Origin of the sequence: Blautia sp. HCP3S3_G3 (genome assembly GCF_052063365.1) — a bacterium.
GTDB lineage: Bacteria > Bacillota > Clostridia > Lachnospirales > Lachnospiraceae > Blautia_A.
The window spans coordinates 37,706-55,465 of sequence record NZ_JBQHXR010000008.1; the positions used below are offsets into that span (position 1 = coordinate 37,706).

Sequence of the window (17,760 nt, forward strand, 5' to 3'; positions counted from 1 at the left end):
ATAGTATAGCACACCTGATACCGGAAAGTCAAATTACAGAAGTGGCAGGTTAGCCTGTATCCTGATAGCTGATCCGTTATTTATTTTCCACTGTACCGGTTTCTGTGAACGGGATAAACAACAGCTCTTTTTCTGTTACAATGATCTGCGGAAAGATATCGGTAGGTTCTACAGGTACTTCCGGCATGATCTGAAAATCAAAGGCTACTGCTACACGTTCCAGTGAAGGATGCTTTTCCAGATAACGGTCATAAAAACCTCCGCCATATCCGACTCTGTGATTTTCCCTGTCAAATGCCACGCCAGGCATGATCATAAGGGCTTCTTCCCAGTTTACAGCTTCTCCGCTTCCATCCGGCTCCGGGATTCCGTAATACCCGGGCTGCAGCTGTGAGAAATCTGTAAAACGGTAAAACACCATGTCTTTGCCGACCACTTTCGGAACAGCTACTTCTTTTCCGGCTTTCCATGCTTCCTCTATAAGATAACGTGTGATTACCTCGTGGTTGTAATCTGCATATGCCAGGATGCGTTTGGCATTGCGAAATGCAGGAAGAGCAATGACTCTCCGGGTAATATCCAGGCTCCAGTTTTCGATTTGTTCATCCGTACATGCTTTTCTCGAAGCAAAAATTTTTTTTCTAATGTCTTTTTTTGTTTCCATATTTTTCTCCCAGATTGGTGATACTTCCATCTGCTTCCTGTATACTGATATTATCAAGCTGTGAACGGATATTCATCCGGATTGCTGCGATATACTCTTTGCGCAGCATCGCCTGTTCTTTTTTTTCTTCTTCTGTAAGTCCCACTGTTTTGGATTTACGGGCAAGTTCGTTAATTCTTTCGATTCTTGATATTTCCATTTTTCCTCTTTCCTGACGCTCTTGCTGCGTCAATAACGGTAAATTTGGAAGTTCACTTCCAACCCCGAAGTATTTGTGAATGAATCACAGCAGTTTTTCTATGTAATCGATCAGATAAAATTCTTCTTTCGGATGACCGACAAATAAGGTTCCCTGATTACGTCCCTCAATGATTTTATGGATTACATGAAAATCTTCTCCATTTGCAATTACCATATCGGTACCTGCTGCTGTGGCAATTTCAGCTGCAGTGAGTTTCGTGGCCATACCGCCGGTTCCCACTTTGCTTCCCGTGGATGCTTTTCCCATGTCACGAAAATGACTGTCCAGATTTTCCACCACATCAATAAATTCTGCATTCGGATTTTTATTCGGGTCATCGGTAAACAATCCGTCAATATCGGAAAGAAGAATCAGAAGATCCGCTCCGATCAGTGCTGCAACTACTGCAGACAGCGTATCATTGTCACCAAACTGAATTTCATAGGTGGAAACAGAGTCATTTTCATTTACAATGGGAATTGTGCCCATTTTCAGAAGTTCTTCAAAAGTATTCTTGGCATTTTTGCGGTTCAGATTGTCTACCATTGTATTTTTGGTCATCAGGATCTGAGCCGCCATCTGATTGTATTCTGAAAAGAGCTTCTGATAGATCATCATAAGTCTGGCCTGTCCCACTGCAGCACAGGCCTGTTTTTTCTCCAGTTCCGCAGGTTTGCCATTCATACCGAGAGCCGCTGCACCGACACCGATGGCTCCGGAAGAAACAAGGACAACATCTTTTCCCTGATTATGAAGATCGCCGATCTCACGAACAAGAACTTCCAGTTTGCGAAGATTCAGCCTTCCGGTTTCCGGATGGGTCAGGGAAGAGGTACCTATTTTGATGACAATCCTCTTTTTATCTTTTAAGTATTCACGATAGTTCATGGTCTTTTGTCACTCCATTATTTTTTCATCCGGTTTATCTTACAACATTTTGTTTGTTTCGTCCATGGTTTTTCTTGATTTCCCGGATCAACTGGAATAATTCTCCAGAAAACTGTACAATTCCTGCTGATCCCTGAGATATTTTCCGTTGCTCACTTCATTCCTTAGAGACTCCGGGAGGGATAAGACCGAAATGGAAGTGGTTTCATAAATGGTTCTCTGATCAGAATGATAAACCGTCACATACCCATCCTGTTCTTTCAGATAGTATGTTCCATATTGCCCGGTTTCTCCATTCGAATCTGCCATGACTGCTGTACCGGGGGCTTTTTCGGAAAAAGATGTGTTTTGGTTTTCTGAATTTCCTGAAACATCTGTCTGTGACAAAAGCCATAATCGGTCCCGGGTGGCTGCAATCTGGTAGGATTGATAATAGGCCAGGGACAGGACGCCAAGAAACAAAAAAATCCCGATACTGTAGAATATTTTTCGCATTTGTATTCACGCTCCTTTGTGTACAGGAATGGTTCTATTCTATAGTATCGGATTTTTTTGTTATGATTATGTGCTTTTCTCTGATGGTAAGTTACGGGAGAATGATTCCATAATTTACTGTATATAGAGCGCATTATCCTTATTTATCTTGTAATACCCAGTGCATCCAGTGCATCTGCCTGCTTTTTTTCCATAACAGCGGCTTCTTCCGGTGCCATATGGTCATATCCCAGAAGGTGCAGCATGCTGTGTGCGACAAGAAAGCAGAATTCCCGTTTTACACTGTGCCCGAATTCCTTTGCCTGTGCAGCTGCTTTTTCTGCGGAAATCATGATATCGCCCAGAAGAAGCTCATCGGTATCCAGGTCAAAGTAGGAATCATCCTCTTCGACAACCGAATAATCTGCCGGTGTTTCAAAAGGAATCATAGGAAAAGAAAGCACATCTGTAGGTGCAAGAATATTTCTGAATTCCGTATTTACACGTTTGATTTCCTCATTATCGGTCAAAACCAGATTTACGGATGCATCATATGGACAATTTTCCATTTCCAGAACTTTTTCGGCAACTTCTCTTGCCAGTCCGGCACAGTCAATTCCCCAGTCCACTTCTACTTCACACTCAAACTGTAATGTCATACATTCTCCTTACTGCGGCGGGTATTCTTTCTTGGTGCCGCCGGCTTCTGTTTCTTCTCATAATCATCGTATGCCTGTACAATCTGCTGTACCAGCGGGTGGCGTACAACGTCCTTACTGGTAAGCTGACAGAAACCGATATCATCAATTTTTTTCAGCACTTTCAGTGCTACATCCAGGCCGGATACAGCATCTCTTGGGAGATCTTTCTGTGAGGCATCTCCTGTGATGATTACTTTGGAACCAAATCCGATACGTGTCAGGAACATTTTCATCTGGGCCGGTGTTGTATTCTGAGCTTCGTCGAGAATGATAAATGCATTATCCAGTGTACGTCCGCGCATATAAGCAAGCGGGGCCACTTCAATCAGGCCTTTTTCCATGTTTTTGGCAAAGCTGTCAGCTCCCATAATCTGGTACAGTGCATCGTAGAGAGGCCTCAGATACGGATCAACCTTACTCTGCAGGTCTCCGGGAAGGAAACCAAGCTTTTCGCCTGCTTCTATGGCAGGTCTGGTCAGAATAATACGGCTGACCTCTTCATTGCGGAAAGCAGTCACTGCCATGGCCATAGCCAGATAAGTCTTGCCTGTTCCGGCAGGTCCAACACCGAAAACAATCATTTTCTGCCGGATCTGATCCACATATTCTTTCTGGCCAAGTGTCTTTGGTTTGATCGGTCTTCCCTGAATCGTGTTACAGATCAGGTCTTTATCAATTTCTGTCAGTACCTGTCCCCGCTGCTCCAGAGCAAGGGACAATGCATAATTGACATTTTGTCTGGTAATGGTATTGCCGCGGTTTGCCAGCGTGACAAGTTCTTCAATCAGTTTTTTCGCCTGGGATGCGTTCTGCTCATTTCCAAGAATCTTTAAAGCTCCGTCCCTGGAGATTAAAGTGACATTCAGTGTCCGTTCAATCAGTTTCAGATGCTCATCAAACTGACCGAAAACATTCCCTTCCTGGCTGGCAGGCACATCTGCATGTAATTCTATGATGTTAGCCATTCATTGCTGTCCTTTCGTTTCAAATACCAGTATTTTCTGCGTACCTGTTTATTTTAGCATGATTTACAGATATGGAAAGACTTTTAGCTTTCATGATGCTGTTTCAGATATGAGGCACGACCTTCTTCATACAGGTTGCGGCCCTCACTGTCAATGATGACAACCAGCGGCATTTCCTCCACATACAGTTTTCTGAGTGCTTCCGCACCAAGATCTTCGTATGCGATCAGTTCTGCTTTTTTGATACATTTCGCCAGAAGTGCACCAGCTCCGCCGATCGCGCCAAAATAAACACCACTGTATTTCTTCATGGCTTCCACAACTTCCGGAAGACGTGCTCCTTTTCCGATCATTCCACGGGCGCCTACAGACATCATAGTCGGTGCATAGGCATCCATACGGCCACTGGTAGTCGGGCCTGCGGATCCGATTACCTGTCCCGGTTTTGCCGGTGTCGGTCCAACATAATAAATCGTAGCATCTGTCGGGTCAAAAGGAAGTTTCTCTCCCCGGGCAAGTGCTTCGCACATTCTTTTGTGACCGGCATCACGGGAGGTGTAGATGGTTCCTGTCAGATATACCGTATCTCCTGCATGGAGAGTTTTTGCCAGTTCTTCTGTAAGAGGCAGCGTAATATGTTTTTCCATTTAAATCACCTCCGTTTTATGACGGGTCACATGGCAGTTAATATTAATTGCACATGGCATTCCGGCAATGTGTGTAGGCAGAGTTTCAATATTCAGACCGATCGCTGTGGTCTTTCCGCCAAATCCCTGCGGTCCGATACCAAGTTTATTGATTTTATCAAGCATTTCTACTTCCAGATCTGCATAAAAGGGATCCGGATTGGAAGAATCAATCGGTCTCATCAGTGCTTTTTTTGCAAGCAGAGCAGCCTTGTCAAAGGTGCCCCCGATTCCCACGCCGACTACCATCGGAGGACATGGATTCGGTCCGGCATTTTCTACTGTTTCGATAATGAAATCCTTGATTCCCTGAAGGCCGGCGGATGGCTTGAACATACGGATCGCACTCATATTTTCACTTCCAAAGCCCTTTGGTCCTACGGTTATTTTAATATTTTCACCCGGAACAATTTCTGTATAGATCATCGCCGGTGTATTGTCTCCTGTATTGCCGCGGCGTACCGGATCTTTTACTACAGATTTTCTTAAATATCCTCTGTCATATCCACGGCGTACACCTTCGTTGATGGCATCTGTCAGATTGCCGCCTGTCATATGTACATCCTGCCCTATTTCCAGAAATACACATGCCATTCCTGTATCCTGACAGATCGGAACACATTCTTTATCCGCAATTTCAAAATTTTCAATGATATTGTCCAGAACTCCTTTGGCGATTTCGCCATCTTCACATGCACGACAGTTTCTGATCGCACATTTTACATCTTCCGGAAGATGTTCATTGGCTTCGATACAGAGTTTTTCCACTACATCCGTAATCCGGCTTACTTCAATTTCTCGCATCTGTAACTGTACTCCTTTCTTTTGCACTCTTCCTATTTTACCACAGATATTTCCAGTCTTCCACTTCTTTCTTATCTCCCATGACAGATATCATGGTCAGATTGGTGTATTTTTATTCTTTAAGTTTCTTCATCCTCTTTTCTTTCCACTGCGACGGGGATTCCTGTTTTTTCGATTACAGTGAGCGTTCCTCTGGCCGTACATGAGTCGTAATCCGTTTCTATTTTTACATGGTTTGCAGATATCTCCATTCCCTGCTCTATTAATTTTTCTTCGTATTGCTGAAGCTGTTTTACTGCCAGGGATTTGGCCTCTTCTTTTGAATAGACGGAGGTTACTTCCTGGATTTTTTCGAAGGTTACATTTCCAAGCCATATGGGAAGATAAAAATTTTCGGTAAGTCTTACCTGTTTTTCCCATGCAGTTCTTCTCCAGCCGGATTTTTGTGTTTTGCCTGTATCCAGATAGAAATTTCCCAGCCGGATATAAGAATGATGTTCTGTATCACCGGATAAAAACTCTTCTTCATGGCTTAAGGAGAATTCTCTGTAATAGGGCAATTCATGTTCCACATAGATATCTGCATCTGCATGCACATATTCATAGCGTATGATTTCCTGACTGTCATTTAGAATTTCCAGACGCCCCAGAACCAGAAGCTCTCCTTTCTTACAGATATCTCCCGGTAAGACCTGAGGAGTTCCGGCCTTTGTAATGATTTTCACAATAGTTCCTTCCACATCCGCTGCCAGACTGCAGGGAGTTTCCGTTTCGGTTACAGAATCCTGCGGGATTTCTTCTTCCTGAATAGTAAGGATCAGTCGTGTTCCTTCAATTCTTGCAGACACCCAGGTGATTTCCGGATATTGCCGTCGCACAGAAGCCGCAAGATCTGCACAGTTGATGGTTCTTTTGGAAATTCCATGAACAATCCCCTGTTCACTGAGAAATCCCAGAATATCCGGTGTTGGATTCTGAATATTTCCTTCAATATGAATATTCCAGATTCTGCCGGAAAGGAACAGAATAAGGAAGGCACAGAGAAGAATTCCTGCAAAAAAGGCGATCCTCTTTTTGCTGCGAACAATAAAAAAAGGCATTCCATATTTTCGGATCACACGAATATGTACCCCTGTTTTGCTGCGGACAGGGCGCAGAGAAAAGAAATCCCGGATATGCATTTCCAGGATCAGACAGCCGGGATTGGGGCATTTCAGCTTCCGTATGGAGATGTTTTTGGCTCTGCAGAGATTCAGAAATCTTTCACATTGCTCTCCCTGCACTTCCAGTATTACATACCCGGAGAGGAATTTTAAAAATTTCTCCATAAGCACGCCTCCTACTGCTCCAGAAAAATGCGGGATATACATCCCCGAATCTGCATTTCTTCACTGGAAAAATAGGGGATTTCCAGATGTTTTCCGCATATGGTAAGTCTCCCGCGAAAAGTCAGGATAATAATTTCGTCACTGGTATAACGAAGAATGCCGCGGTAATTTTCAATGACAGCCAGATGTTTCCCGGTAATGGTTACGATAGCATCACGATATGCCAGATCTTCCGGAATTTCCAGCGAAGTTACCAGCTTTTCCTTATATCGGCTATTTTTTTTCATAAAAAATCTCCGCGGCTTTTATTTCTAATCTATGCCGCGGAGAAATCGGTTATGTATTATTTGTGAAGCGATGTTCTATTGGATCTGGATGAGCGGATGATCGATGTTATCGAAACAATACCATTGAAAACCACAGAATGGTATTGCCGCCCAGCTGAAATTCCATTTGCTGCGCTTCCACGATTTGTGAAACCACAACTCCATGACTCTCCAGACAGGGATGCATCCTGTCTGGATGAACGCAGGGACGCCCCTGTTTATAGGCGCATTCTATGCAGATATCACAGGATTCTGTGGAAAGGGTAAAAGTTTCATATCCCTGCGAACGGAGATAATCGCTGACAGCTGTTGTCAGTTCCTCATGAGCAAGTCGTGTTGAAAGGGTTTCCTCCAGGTTCAGAACATCCGAAACCTCTGCAACACTGGAAAAAAACACTGCGTGAGGATAACTGTGAATTCTTTCCTCACATTCTTCCAGGGTTCCGACAGCGGGCGGACACGCCCATGTGGAATTGTAACGGACACATTCTTTTTCACAGATGATACGCACCCGTTCTTCTGTTTCGATCTCATTTGTTTTTATGATTCGATATTCAAAAATTGGATATTGTGAAATAAATTCTTCAAATTTTTCTAAATTTAATGATACTTCCATGTTACCACTCTTTCTCCAGCAGCTATGACAATAGAATCTCTCTCCGCTGCAGTACAATCTGCCCGAAAGACTTTTTTATATTACAGGAAAACGCAGAACTCATTCCTGTGACATAAAATAGGTGTTTAAGCTTTGGCTGTTCTTCTCTTACCAGTGAAATGAGATGCCTCAATACAGTAGATTTTTGTCCTTGTGAGCGCATCTTCCGAAAAAAAGATTTCGGAATCCGCATCCAGGTGTTTCATGATCAGAGACAATCCGTAGATTTTTTCTTCGTGATCTTCTACGACACGAATCCTTCCATTGCCCATAATACTTTCGTAGGCATAGGAGTAAGAACACGCATAATCCCCGCGAATCAGCGCATGACTTCCGTCCATTTCAAATGCGACTTCGGGACTGCAGGAAAAAGTATCTGCCTTGCGCCCGGAAACAGCCCCGTGAAAGTATAGTTTCAGATTTTGGGAACCTTCCTGTGTTTCTTCCAGCAGATAGCCGAAATTGACTGGAACAATAAACATTCCTTCTTCATCTACAGCTCCGACCCGCACAACCTTACAGGATTCCAGAATATGTCTGAGGTCTTCAGTATCTTTTACCTCTCTCTTATGAAGACGCATCTCTCTCATGCTAAAAATTCCTCCTGTTCTGCAAATAACCCGGACACTGCTGCCTGATATTCGCTGTAATGAGTTGCTTTTTTGATTTTCTTGATATATTTCGCTGAATTGCGGAAACTGACGGAAAAATAACTCCACAGTTCCTTCATTCGAAAAAGCACATTCCGTTCGTCATGAAGAAGTTCCTGATAATCATGATATATTTTGTCATGAAAATTACGGAACATTTTTTTGTCCGGTTTTTGACCATCCCGAATCTCATTGAGCAACCCTGGATTTGTGATCAGTCCTCTGCCATACATAAATCGTTCTGTTTCCGGAAACTGTTCCCCGATATTCTGATAATCCTGAACGGTAAAAAGATCTCCATTATAACACAGAGGTGCCCGGACTGTACTTACAGCCTGTTCAAAAGCATGTAACCGTATTTCCCCTTTGTAGTAATCTTTTTGGATTCGTGGATGAACAATCAGTTCGGTAAGAGGGTAGTGGTTGTAAATTTCCATAAGTTCTTCCCAGTCTTCTTCATCGGTTGTCCCGATTCTGGTTTTTATAGAAAGATTCATCTGTTCTCTTTCCAGTCCTTCACATATACGGTCAAGAAAACGATCCAGTTCCTCGGGATCTTTCAAAAATCCGGAACCTTTGCCCTTGGCCGTAACGGTTCCGGATGGGCATCCGAGATTCAGATTCACTTCATGATGTCCATATTCTTTGAAAATACGGGCTGTTTCCAGGAAATCTTCAGCATGGTTGGTCAGAATCTGAGGTACAACAACGAGCCCTGCATTTGTTTCCGGAGAAACTTCCCGGATTTCCTTCACACTGAGATGTTTACCCGGTTTCGCAGAGATAAACGGTGTAAAATATTTATCCATCGGATGAAAATATGCATGGTAGGCATTTCGAAAAATAAAATTGGTTATGCCCTCCATGGGCGCCATGTAATCTTTCCTCATCAGTCCAGAATAATAAGTGCCATAAAGACAAGATTTTCATTTCCAGTATTGGAAAGAGCATGTCCCTGACCATCCGGTGTAAATGTTTTTTCTCCGGCCTTTACCATACGGAGAGTTCCGTTATCACTGTAAATTCCTTCTCCGGAAAGAATATAATAGGTTTCACTCTCTCCATGATGTTCATGATAGCCGAGGGAACAGCCCGGTTCCAATGTTACCTGTGCATAAAGCCGGCATTTTCCATTTAATTCTTTTTCTCCGAGAATATGTCTGATCAGCACATGACCATTTCCGCCGCACATATTTTCTACTCTTTGTGTTTCCATGAAATTTTCCTCCTGTTTTATCATATTAGATTGTATTTGTAATTATCTCGCACATCTGTCGGAAAGCAATTTTTAAATGCACTCTGGAAAGTAATTATTTTTGTTATTTGTGATATGGTTCATGATTCAGAATACGGTATCCGCGATAAATCTGTTCCAGTAGAATCATCTGCATCAACTGGTGCGGAAATGTCATGCGGGAAAAACTCAGTTTATAATCAGCCCGCTGTAAGACTTTTTCGCTCAGACCAAGGGAACCGCCGATTACGAATGCAACCGAACTTTTTCCCTCTACGCCAAGACGGCCGATCATCTGAGAAAGTTCAACAGAATCCAGCATTTTTCCCTCTATGGCAAGCGCAATCACATAATCCTGTTCACGGATATGCTTCATGAGACGTTCCCCTTCTGTTTCTCTAATCTGAGTATTTAGCGCATCCGATGCTTTGTCCGGTGTTTTTTCATCAGGGACCTGCAAAAAAGTCAGTTTGCAGTACCGGCTCAGACGTTTGGCATATTCCCCGATTCCGTCATTCAGATATTTTTCCTTGATTTTCCCTACAGATAAAATCCGGATCTCCATAAATAACATGAATCCTTTCTATTTATACATGTTTCTTGCTTTTATACGTGTTCCTCGATATAATTCTGGAATTCTTCCATTGTCATGAGAACTTTTCTTGGCTTGGTTCCTTCTTCCGATCCTACCACTCCGGCTTCACAAAGCTGATCCATGATACGGGCCGCGCGGTTAAATCCAACTTTAAACATTCGCTGAATCATACCGATGGAAGCTTTTTCTTTATCAATGATAAACTTTCCTGCTTCCTCAAAATAAACATCGCGGTCATCGCTTCCGGATGCCCCTCCGGGAAGGATGGCGGTATTTACCTGCTGTTCAATCTGTGTATTATATTCGACAGCAGGATTTCTGTCAGACAGAAAATCAACGATGCTGCTTACTTCCTCATCCGTGATCAGAGCACCCTGCATACGGGCAGGCTTCTGATAACCCTGGGGATAAAACAGCATATCCCCTTTGCCAAGCAGTTTTTCCGCTCCGTTCATGTCGAGAATGGTTCTGGAATCCACACCGGAAGAAACCGTAAACGCAATTCGTGACGGCATATTTGCCTTAATAAGACCGGTAATGACATTTACAGACGGACGCTGTGTGGCAATGACCAGATGAATGCCGGCTGCACGTGCAAGCTGCGCAAGGCGGCAGATCGCATCCTCCACTTCACCGGGAGCTACCATCATAAGGTCTGCAAGCTCGTCAACGATCACAACAATCTGCGGCAGTGTTTTGGGGCGTTCCTGTCCTTCCGGAACACGCATATTTTCTACCTTTTTGTTGTATTCGCCAAGATTACGAACACCAAATTCCGCAAAGGTATTGTATCGGACAGTCATTTCTGATACTGCCCAGTTCAAAGCGCCTGCCGCTTTTTTGGGATCTGTGACAACCGGAATGAGAAGATGCGGGATTCCATTATAAACACTGAGTTCCACCACCTTCGGATCGATCATGATCAGTTTTACCTCGTCCGGTGTAGCTTTATATAGAATACTGATGATCAGTGTATTGATGCAGACAGATTTTCCCGAACCTGTAGCGCCGGCAATCAGAAGATGCGGCATCTTTGCAATGTCTGTCACAACCGGTTTGCCCCCGATATCCTTTCCCACAGCAAAAGAAAGCTTTGATTTTGCTTCCTGGAATTCCCTGGACTGCAGAAGATCCCGCAGCATGACCGCACTGTTTTCTTTATTCGGAACCTCAATGCCAACAGCAGCCTTGCCGGGAATCGGAGCTTCGATTCGAATATCCGGAGTGGCCAGATTCAATTTGATATCATCTGCCAGTCCTACAATTCTGCTGACCTTCACGCCCATTTCCGGCTGAAGCTCATAACGGGTAACCGTTGGACCGCAGCTGACATTGGTAACGGTGACATTTACCCCAAAGTTATGGAGGGTATCCTGCAGCTTCTGGGCAGTTTTGCGGAGATGTTCATCAGAGTCCCCCTGAGACTTCCCGTTTCCTTTTTTGAGAAGCTTCAGCGGTGGAAAATGATATACCTTTTTAGCAGGGAGCTCCTGATTGCTGATCTCATGGGTGATATTTTTGATTCCATTTTCAATTTCTGCCGGAGATGATTTCGGATTTTTGGTAGATTTCTTCGGCTTCTCCTCCGAAAAAGGTGGCTCTGGCTGCTCGTCCTGTCGGGATATATTTTCTTTTCTGTCCGGAATGTTTTCCTGAACCTCAGGTGTATCGAACAGATCTTCCAGTGTTTCTTCCTCTTCCTCCGCCTGCGGCTGAGAACGATGTATGCGGAATTCAATCTGTCCCTGTCCGGATTCTCTGGTATCTACGGCAAGATTATCCGGTTCCCGGTTTTCTTCTTCCATCGGAATATCCACAGATGTCTTATGGACACGTACACCGGAAGGTTTTAGTTCTGTTCCTTCCAGAAATCCGCGGCTTTCTCCCTGAGTCTGTGCAGAAGCTGTTCTTTTGGCAGATCTGCCTCTTCTGCTTCCGGAAGACATGTCAGAAGCTTTTTCCTGTCCGGAGCCTCTTCTGGTTCCCGATTTTCCGGATCTTTTTGCTTTTGCAGGAAGAGCCTCTTCATCTGAATCTTCCTCTGCAAGAGCTTCCTCCAGTTCTCTGAGCCGTTCTGTCTGACGTTCTTCCTTCTGGCGCTGGCGTTCTTTTGCGCGGAGTTCTTTCTTCAGTTCACGCTCAGGCTGTCCTTCTTTATATCGTGCATGTCCTCCTCTGATCATGGTATAAAAAAACATCCATATCTGTTCTAAAAATTCAAAGAAAGAATGCTGTGTGATCAGAATCAGACATACGAGAAGGACCAGAATCATAATCACATAGCGGCCCCATACCCCGAACGCAGATGTGGTGGAAATGCAGATAGCACCACCAATCACACCGCCGCCGGTATGATAATCAGAGCTGATGGAATAATAATCCAATAATGTTCTGCTCCTGATATAGCCTTCTGTGATTAGCTGCATAACGCCGCACATTACAATAAAAAACACTGCTCCTGCGGCAGATTTTTTGTAGGCAAGCTTATTATGCTTATTGGACAGAAGAAAAGCAGCACCTACAAACATTACGACAGGAAACGCGTATGCCATCAGCCCCATTGCACCAAAAGAAAAGGTGCTGATCGCATCACCGACAATTCCGCCCATACCAAAATTGCTGAACATCAGAATCACTGCTGCTGCCAGTATGATCAGAAGAATAATTTCTGTCTGAAAACTGCTGGATACGGATTGATTCTGTGCTTTGCCGGATGAAGCTTTTGCAGATGATGTTCTGCCTGATTTTGCCTTGCCGGATGCAGGTTTTCTTTTGCCTTTCTGATTTTTTGAAACTGCCATTCGTTATGTTCTCCTCCTGTTATGAGTTTCTGTCAAACTATTATTTCATTCCATAATGAGTCAACAGTACCAGTCCTCCAATGAAAAAACAATAATAGGAAAAATAGCGGAATTTTGTTTTATGTACCAGACGCAGCATTGTACGTGCAGCAAAGTATCCGGTTACCGCAGCTGCCAGCATGCCAAGTACAAAATCGATTCCAAGCCACACGGTCATGTTTGGTGAAGCAAACTCTCCAATTTCCAGAATCAGTGCTCCCAATACAGCCGGAATGGACATTAAATAAGAAAATTTTACAGCAAACGTACGGCTGTATCCAAAAAGCAGTGCAATACAGATCGTCAGACCGCTTCTGGAAAATCCCGGAAATACAGAAATTCCCTGACAGATTCCAAGCCACATTGCCTGATCATAAGAAGCATCTTTCGCTGCTGTGGCACCTCCTGCTTTCCCCATATCCGTAACCAGGAGCAGGATTCCGGTGATCAGAAAACCAATTCCGGAAATCATCGGATTTACGGCGCTTTTTGCGACAAGACGTCTGCAGACATAGCCAAGTGCCATGGAAGGAATTGCAGAAACCACCAGCAGTGCGGCAAATTTGCGATAACTGCCTGTTATAATTCTGGCATAATGCAGATTGTCACCGGTTCTTCTATTGTAAATATACAGATTGGCATTACCGATCAGGTCTGCAAGCATTCCGAGAAGTTCTGCAAAAACGTTCCGGATATCTTTCCGGAATACGGTAAAAAGCGCAAAAAGTGTGCCCACATGCAGCATGACTTCAAAGAGAACTCCCGTATTTACGCTAATCCCCATAGCATTTTCTATTGTACTGATATGGCCAAAGCTGCTTACAGGCAGAAATTCTGTAATGCCCTGCAATATTCCCAGTAAAATAGCATTCATAGCGGTCATAGTCTGTTTTTTCCTCTCTGACTGTTAGATTTCATGAAATTCTGTCCATTCACAGAAACGTTGTTCTAGATCGTGTTTGAAAATTGCTCAAGAGTGTGCTTTTCTGAATTGTATTTTCCTATATATAATATCTTTTTGGACAGATTCTTAAAAATTATAACATAAATCAGAGCAAGTTACAATAGATGTTGGCTCGGATACTGAACTTTTGTTCGATATTGCTTCAATAAAAAAATATCCCTGTGCAGGCACCTGCACAGGGATAATGTTATTACACCGTTTGGACAAAATTATTATTATTTATTTATTATTTGGATGCTTTCGGAAGTCTTGCATCGATCATGTTTGTAAGATGATCGGTACATTTCAGCGGAGCTACCAGTGCTGCATCTTCTACAGCAACCAGTTTAGCACCTTTGCATTCCAGAACACCGCCATAGATCTGACCCATTTCTGCATAACGATATACAGGAAGGACATCGTTCATTTCGTCAGAAATATCTTCTACATCATCGTATGGCATTTCTACTTCATATACATGAGCAAGCTCAGCAGCAACTTCCCAGTTGTTGAATACGACATCTTCTTCGATTGCCTGTTCAACCGGCTGCAGTCTGCGCTCAGTATTTGTGAAGGTTCCATATGTAGATGCGAAACCTGTTCCAGGAATTACAACATCTGCAAGGCGTGCTGTTTCTGTCATATGAGTATCACATACTGCAAGGAATACAACATCTTTCAGCAGTGCCGGATCCGGATCTTCGCCGAATACGAGAAGTGCTTTCACGCCTTCCATAGCTTCTGCACCTGCAGTTACACCCAGATCGATCAGACCCTGGCTGTTATTCTTAGCCTTGAGCTGAAGGATACCGTCACGGGCTTTGCCGATGTGGCCGGATACAACAGCGATATCAGCAAGAAGTGCTGCAGCTTCTGTTGTAACCACATTCTGCTGGAATACGATCATTGCTTTCTTTGCATTTGCATAAAGCTCTGCAACTGCCTTGATCTCATCACATACTTCTGCACCTTCTACGGAAGCTTTGAATGCATCAAAGCCTTCCACACCTGCACCTTTGCCCATATCAACAAGAGCTTTTGCAACACCCTTGAAGAATGCAAGAGAATTGTCGGTGGAAATGGTCTTATATGCAAAGCTCATATGATCCTGTTCATATCCTTCCGGATTTACAAGAATCACTTTTGCACCATTCTTAGCTGCCTGTTTCAGTTTCAGACGGATTACCTGATTTTCTTTTGCAATGAATCCTGCACAGAGGATTACTTCTGCAGAAAGAAGTTCGTCAATAGTGTTCGGGGATGCATTTACGCCGAGAACTTTTTCAAGTCCGCTCTCTCTGTTATTGAAGCAAAGAGTCTTGGCACCGATTGCATCGGCAAATTTCTTGATTACATATGCTTCTTCGTTGGTGTATCTGTCAGAGATGGATACTGCTACAGCATCTTTGCCGTATTTTGCAGCAAGTGCTTCTGCTTTTTTGGTTACCAGAACAAATGCTTCATGGTAATCCACTTCTGTCAGTTCCCCATTCTTTCTTGCCATAGGATCAAGGAGCTTGTCTCCCAGAACTGCACAGTCAAATCCGAATTTACCGCGGCCGCAGAGAAGTCCTTTATTAACAGCACCTTCTTTGTCCGGAACAGATTTCACAAGCATATCACCGTAGGTTTCCAGATGAATGGAGCAGCCAACGGAGCAGTGTGCGCATGTGGTGTCAGTTACTTCTGTTGCAAGCGGAACAGATTTCTCAAGGGAAAGATTTTCCTGAAGAGCACCTGTCGGGCAGACACTTACACACTGACCGCAGGAAATACATCCTGTTTCTGACAGCGGCTGTTCAAGTGCCGGTTTTACAACAGTATCAAAACCACGTTTTACAAGACCGAGTGCGCCTACACCCATGACTTCATCACAGGCACGAACACAGAGTCCGCAGAGGATACACTTATTCGGGTCTCTCAGGATGAACGGATGCTCATCTTTGTATTCTACTTCATTGATATCACCGGCAAAACGATCCGGATGAACATCATACATATTTGCATAGGAAATCAGCTTACATTCGAAGTAATCTTTACATCCGCACTCCAGACAGCGATGAGCTTCTTCTACCGCCTGAGCTTCATCATATCCGAATACAACTTCTGTAAAGTTATCTTTTCTTTCTTCTGCATTGAGCTGTTCCATAGTCGGACGGCACATTCTCTCACGGTCTTCGAAAGTAGCCGGAGTTACGTCCTTCTTGGTTACATAGTAGTTCGGCTCATATTTGATTTCTTCGCCGCGAAGGTATGCATCAACGATGTCGCAGCTCTTCTTAGCGTCACCGATAGATTCTACAGCGATGGAAATCTTATCATTACCGCAGTCACCGCCGGCAAATACACCAGGGATTGCAGTCATGAAAGTATCTTTGTCATAAACGATACCGCCCTTGCGGGTAAGTTCTACACCGTCAATTCCGGCTGCGTTTACTCTCTGTCCGATTGCAAGAATAACTGTATCTACATCGATCGTTTCTGTCTTGCCTTCTACCGGAACCGGTGCACGACGTCCGGAAGCATCCGGCTCACCAAGTTCCATTACCTGAAGTACCATCTGACGGCAGTGACCGTTTTCATCGGAAATGATTTCCAGAGGATTGGTCAGGTTCAGGAAGATAACGCCTTCTTCTTCTGCTTCTTCGATTTCCAGCATATCTGCAGGCATTTCATCTTTGGTTCTTCTGTAGATATTGTATACTTTATCAGCACCAAGACGTACAGCTGTACGGCAGGCATCCATTGCAGTATTACCACCGCCGACAATGGCAACATTTTTACCAAGGTCGATTGGCTCGTTGCGTACAACTTTGCGAAGGAAATCAATACCGCCGATCACGCCTTCTGCGTCTTCGCCTTTGCAGCGAACGCCGGTGGATACCCACGCACCGATACCGATGCAGACAGCATCAAAATCTCTCTTGATTGTTTCAAAGGCAATATCTTCGCCAATCTTGGTATTGGTGATCATGGTAACGCCCATTTTCTCAAGAACAGCGATCTCTTCGTCAAGAACTTCTTTCGGAAGACGATATTCCGGAATACCATAACGGAGCATACCGCCGAGTTTCGGCATTGCTTCATAAATGGTTACATCATGTCCCAGCTGGCGAAGGAAATATGCCATGGAAATACCGTAAGGTCCGCCACCGATTACGGCAACGTTCTTACCTGTATCCGGTTCGCATTCCGGTACAAACGGATCTTCACCGAATTCATCGGTATCTGCAGCAAATCTCTTCAGGTTTGCAATAGCGATCGGTTCATCAACAAGACCGCGGCGGCATGCTGTTTCACACGGATGAGGACATACACGTCCGATAGCGCCCGGAAGCGGAATGTTGTTTCTGATCAGTTCAATTGCTTCTTCGTACTGTCCGTTGGCGATCAGACCTACATAACCCTGGCAGTCTGTACCTGCAGGACATGCAAGCATACATGGCGGACGGCAGTCTCCCTTGTGGTTGGAAAGAAGAAGTTCCAGGTTTGTTTTTCTGGATTCAATAACACGCGGAGTGTTGGTACGGATTACCATGTTCGGTGCAATTTCTGTTGCACAGGCTTTCCAAAGCTTCGGGCTGCCTTCCCACTCTACCATACAGAGACCGCATGCACCGTAAATTTCTGTTCTTTCATCATAGCAAAGAGTCGGGATGAAAATATCATTTTCTCTGCAGACTTCAAGAATCGTCTGTCCCGGAAGACCGTAGACTTCTTTGCCGTCGATATTTAATCTGAATTTGTTCACAGTCTACACCTCCTA

18 protein-coding genes are annotated in these 17,760 nt (G+C 44.1%); all 18 read right to left on the reverse strand.

From position 1 onward, the window contains the following. Positions 1 to 76 precede the first annotated feature (76 nt). A complete protein-coding gene (locus tag ACTNEW_RS09195; protein ID WP_441060167.1) occupies positions 77 to 664 on the reverse strand; it encodes a 5-formyltetrahydrofolate cyclo-ligase in 588 nt (195 codons plus the stop codon). Beyond that, positions 642 to 863: a DUF896 domain-containing protein gene (locus ACTNEW_RS09200; protein ID WP_441060169.1), complete on the reverse strand. Its 222-nt coding sequence runs from the start codon at positions 861 to 863 to the stop codon at positions 642 to 644. Before ACTNEW_RS09200 ends, ACTNEW_RS09195 begins: the two co-directional genes overlap by 23 nt. Positions 864 to 947: 84 nt before the next feature. Beyond that, positions 948 to 1,793 (reverse strand): glutamate 5-kinase, encoded by an 846-nt coding sequence (gene proB, locus ACTNEW_RS09205; RefSeq protein WP_441060171.1) that lies wholly within the window; start codon positions 1,791 to 1,793, stop codon positions 948 to 950. A gap of 87 nt (positions 1,794 to 1,880) precedes the next feature. Continuing rightward, the gene (locus ACTNEW_RS09210; protein WP_441060173.1) at positions 1,881 to 2,288 is read right to left on the reverse strand and encodes a hypothetical protein; all 408 of its coding nucleotides are present in this window, start codon (positions 2,286 to 2,288) and stop codon (positions 1,881 to 1,883) included. Positions 2,289 to 2,431: 143 nt separating this feature from the next. After that, positions 2,432 to 2,926, reverse strand: a complete 495-nt coding sequence (gene ybeY, locus ACTNEW_RS09215; protein ID WP_441060175.1) for an rRNA maturation RNase YbeY — start codon at positions 2,924 to 2,926, stop codon at positions 2,432 to 2,434. Continuing rightward, positions 2,923 to 3,933, reverse strand: a complete 1,011-nt coding sequence (locus tag ACTNEW_RS09220; RefSeq protein ID WP_441060177.1) for a PhoH family protein — start codon at positions 3,931 to 3,933, stop codon at positions 2,923 to 2,925. The genes ybeY and ACTNEW_RS09220 overlap by 4 nt, the downstream gene beginning before the upstream one ends. Positions 3,934 to 4,016: 83 nt before the next feature. Continuing rightward, the gene (locus ACTNEW_RS09225; RefSeq protein ID WP_441060179.1) at positions 4,017 to 4,580 is read right to left on the reverse strand and encodes a Fe-S-containing hydro-lyase; all 564 of its coding nucleotides are present in this window, start codon (positions 4,578 to 4,580) and stop codon (positions 4,017 to 4,019) included. Beyond that, positions 4,581 to 5,423 (reverse strand): fumarate hydratase, encoded by an 843-nt coding sequence (locus tag ACTNEW_RS09230; RefSeq protein ID WP_441060181.1) that lies wholly within the window; start codon positions 5,421 to 5,423, stop codon positions 4,581 to 4,583. Positions 5,424 to 5,542: 119 nt separating this feature from the next. Continuing rightward, positions 5,543 to 6,751, reverse strand: a complete 1,209-nt coding sequence (locus ACTNEW_RS09235; RefSeq protein WP_441060183.1) for a sporulation protein YqfD — start codon at positions 6,749 to 6,751, stop codon at positions 5,543 to 5,545. A gap of 11 nt (positions 6,752 to 6,762) precedes the next feature. Continuing rightward, on the reverse strand, positions 6,763 to 7,038 hold the full coding sequence (locus ACTNEW_RS09240; RefSeq protein ID WP_441060185.1) for a YabP/YqfC family sporulation protein: 276 nt from the start codon (positions 7,036 to 7,038) through the stop codon (positions 6,763 to 6,765). Between the two features lie 106 nt (positions 7,039 to 7,144). Continuing rightward, positions 7,145 to 7,693, reverse strand: a complete 549-nt coding sequence (locus ACTNEW_RS09245; protein ID WP_441060187.1) for a DUF2284 domain-containing protein — start codon at positions 7,691 to 7,693, stop codon at positions 7,145 to 7,147. A gap of 125 nt (positions 7,694 to 7,818) precedes the next feature. Further along, entirely contained in the window at positions 7,819 to 8,322 is a 504-nt protein-coding gene (locus tag ACTNEW_RS09250; RefSeq protein WP_441060189.1) for a pyridoxamine 5'-phosphate oxidase family protein, read from the reverse strand. Continuing rightward, positions 8,319 to 9,257 carry a tRNA dihydrouridine synthase gene (locus ACTNEW_RS09255; protein WP_441060191.1) on the reverse strand — a complete coding sequence of 313 codons (939 nt, stop codon included), beginning with the start codon at positions 9,255 to 9,257 and terminating at the stop codon, positions 8,319 to 8,321. The genes ACTNEW_RS09250 and ACTNEW_RS09255 overlap by 4 nt, the downstream gene beginning before the upstream one ends. 14 nt (positions 9,258 to 9,271) lie before the next feature. Continuing rightward, complete coding sequence (locus ACTNEW_RS09260) at positions 9,272 to 9,598, reverse strand: cupin domain-containing protein (protein WP_441060193.1); 327 nt, start codon at positions 9,596 to 9,598, stop codon at positions 9,272 to 9,274. A gap of 103 nt (positions 9,599 to 9,701) precedes the next feature. Then, positions 9,702 to 10,181, reverse strand: a complete 480-nt coding sequence (rlmH, locus tag ACTNEW_RS09265) for a 23S rRNA (pseudouridine(1915)-N(3))-methyltransferase RlmH (RefSeq protein WP_441060321.1) — start codon at positions 10,179 to 10,181, stop codon at positions 9,702 to 9,704. A 41-nt stretch (positions 10,182 to 10,222) separates the two neighbouring features. Continuing rightward, on the reverse strand, positions 10,223 to 13,012 hold the full coding sequence (locus ACTNEW_RS09270; RefSeq protein WP_441060195.1) for a DNA translocase FtsK 4TM domain-containing protein: 2,790 nt from the start codon (positions 13,010 to 13,012) through the stop codon (positions 10,223 to 10,225). A 40-nt stretch (positions 13,013 to 13,052) separates the two neighbouring features. After that, on the reverse strand, positions 13,053 to 13,934 hold the full coding sequence (locus ACTNEW_RS09275; RefSeq protein WP_441060197.1) for an undecaprenyl-diphosphate phosphatase: 882 nt from the start codon (positions 13,932 to 13,934) through the stop codon (positions 13,053 to 13,055). Between the two features lie 307 nt (positions 13,935 to 14,241). After that, a complete protein-coding gene (locus ACTNEW_RS09280; RefSeq protein WP_441060199.1) occupies positions 14,242 to 17,745 on the reverse strand; it encodes an FAD-dependent oxidoreductase in 3,504 nt (1,167 codons plus the stop codon). Positions 17,746 to 17,760 lie beyond the last annotated feature (15 nt).

Bases quoted from the DNA above. Each gene is read 5' to 3' on its own strand.
- ACTNEW_RS09200 (WP_441060169.1), bottom strand. From the start codon at position 863: ATGGAAATATCAAGAATCGAAAGAATTAACGAACTTGCCCGTAAATCC.
- ACTNEW_RS09255 (WP_441060191.1), bottom strand. From the start codon at position 9,257: ATGGCGCCCATGGAGGGCATAACCAATTTTATTTTTCGAAATGCCTAC.
- ACTNEW_RS09245 (WP_441060187.1), bottom strand. From the start codon at position 7,693: ATGGAAGTATCATTAAATTTAGAAAAATTTGAAGAATTTATTTCACAA.
- ybeY (WP_441060175.1), bottom strand. From the start codon at position 2,926: ATGACATTACAGTTTGAGTGTGAAGTAGAAGTGGACTGGGGAATTGAC.
- ACTNEW_RS09225 (WP_441060179.1), bottom strand. From the start codon at position 4,580: ATGGAAAAACATATTACGCTGCCTCTTACAGAAGAACTGGCAAAAACT.
- ACTNEW_RS09240 (WP_441060185.1), bottom strand. From the start codon at position 7,038: ATGAAAAAAAATAGCCGATATAAGGAAAAGCTGGTAACTTCGCTGGAA.
- ACTNEW_RS09220 (WP_441060177.1), bottom strand. From the start codon at position 3,933: ATGGCTAACATCATAGAATTACATGCAGATGTGCCTGCCAGCCAGGAA.
- ACTNEW_RS09210 (WP_441060173.1), bottom strand. From the start codon at position 2,288: ATGCGAAAAATATTCTACAGTATCGGGATTTTTTTGTTTCTTGGCGTC.
- ACTNEW_RS09195 (WP_441060167.1), bottom strand. From the start codon at position 664: ATGGAAACAAAAAAAGACATTAGAAAAAAAATTTTTGCTTCGAGAAAA.
- ACTNEW_RS09230 (WP_441060181.1), bottom strand. From the start codon at position 5,423: ATGCGAGAAATTGAAGTAAGCCGGATTACGGATGTAGTGGAAAAACTC.
- ACTNEW_RS09260 (WP_441060193.1), bottom strand. From the start codon at position 9,598: ATGGAAACACAAAGAGTAGAAAATATGTGCGGCGGAAATGGTCATGTG.
- proB (WP_441060171.1), bottom strand. From the start codon at position 1,793: ATGAACTATCGTGAATACTTAAAAGATAAAAAGAGGATTGTCATCAAA.
- ACTNEW_RS09250 (WP_441060189.1), bottom strand. From the start codon at position 8,322: ATGAGAGAGATGCGTCTTCATAAGAGAGAGGTAAAAGATACTGAAGAC.
- rlmH (WP_441060321.1), bottom strand. From the start codon at position 10,181: ATGGAGATCCGGATTTTATCTGTAGGGAAAATCAAGGAAAAATATCTG.
- ACTNEW_RS09275 (WP_441060197.1), bottom strand. From the start codon at position 13,934: ATGACCGCTATGAATGCTATTTTACTGGGAATATTGCAGGGCATTACA.
- ACTNEW_RS09270 (WP_441060195.1), bottom strand. From the start codon at position 13,012: ATGGCAGTTTCAAAAAATCAGAAAGGCAAAAGAAAACCTGCATCCGGC.
- ACTNEW_RS09235 (WP_441060183.1), bottom strand. From the start codon at position 6,751: ATGGAGAAATTTTTAAAATTCCTCTCCGGGTATGTAATACTGGAAGTG.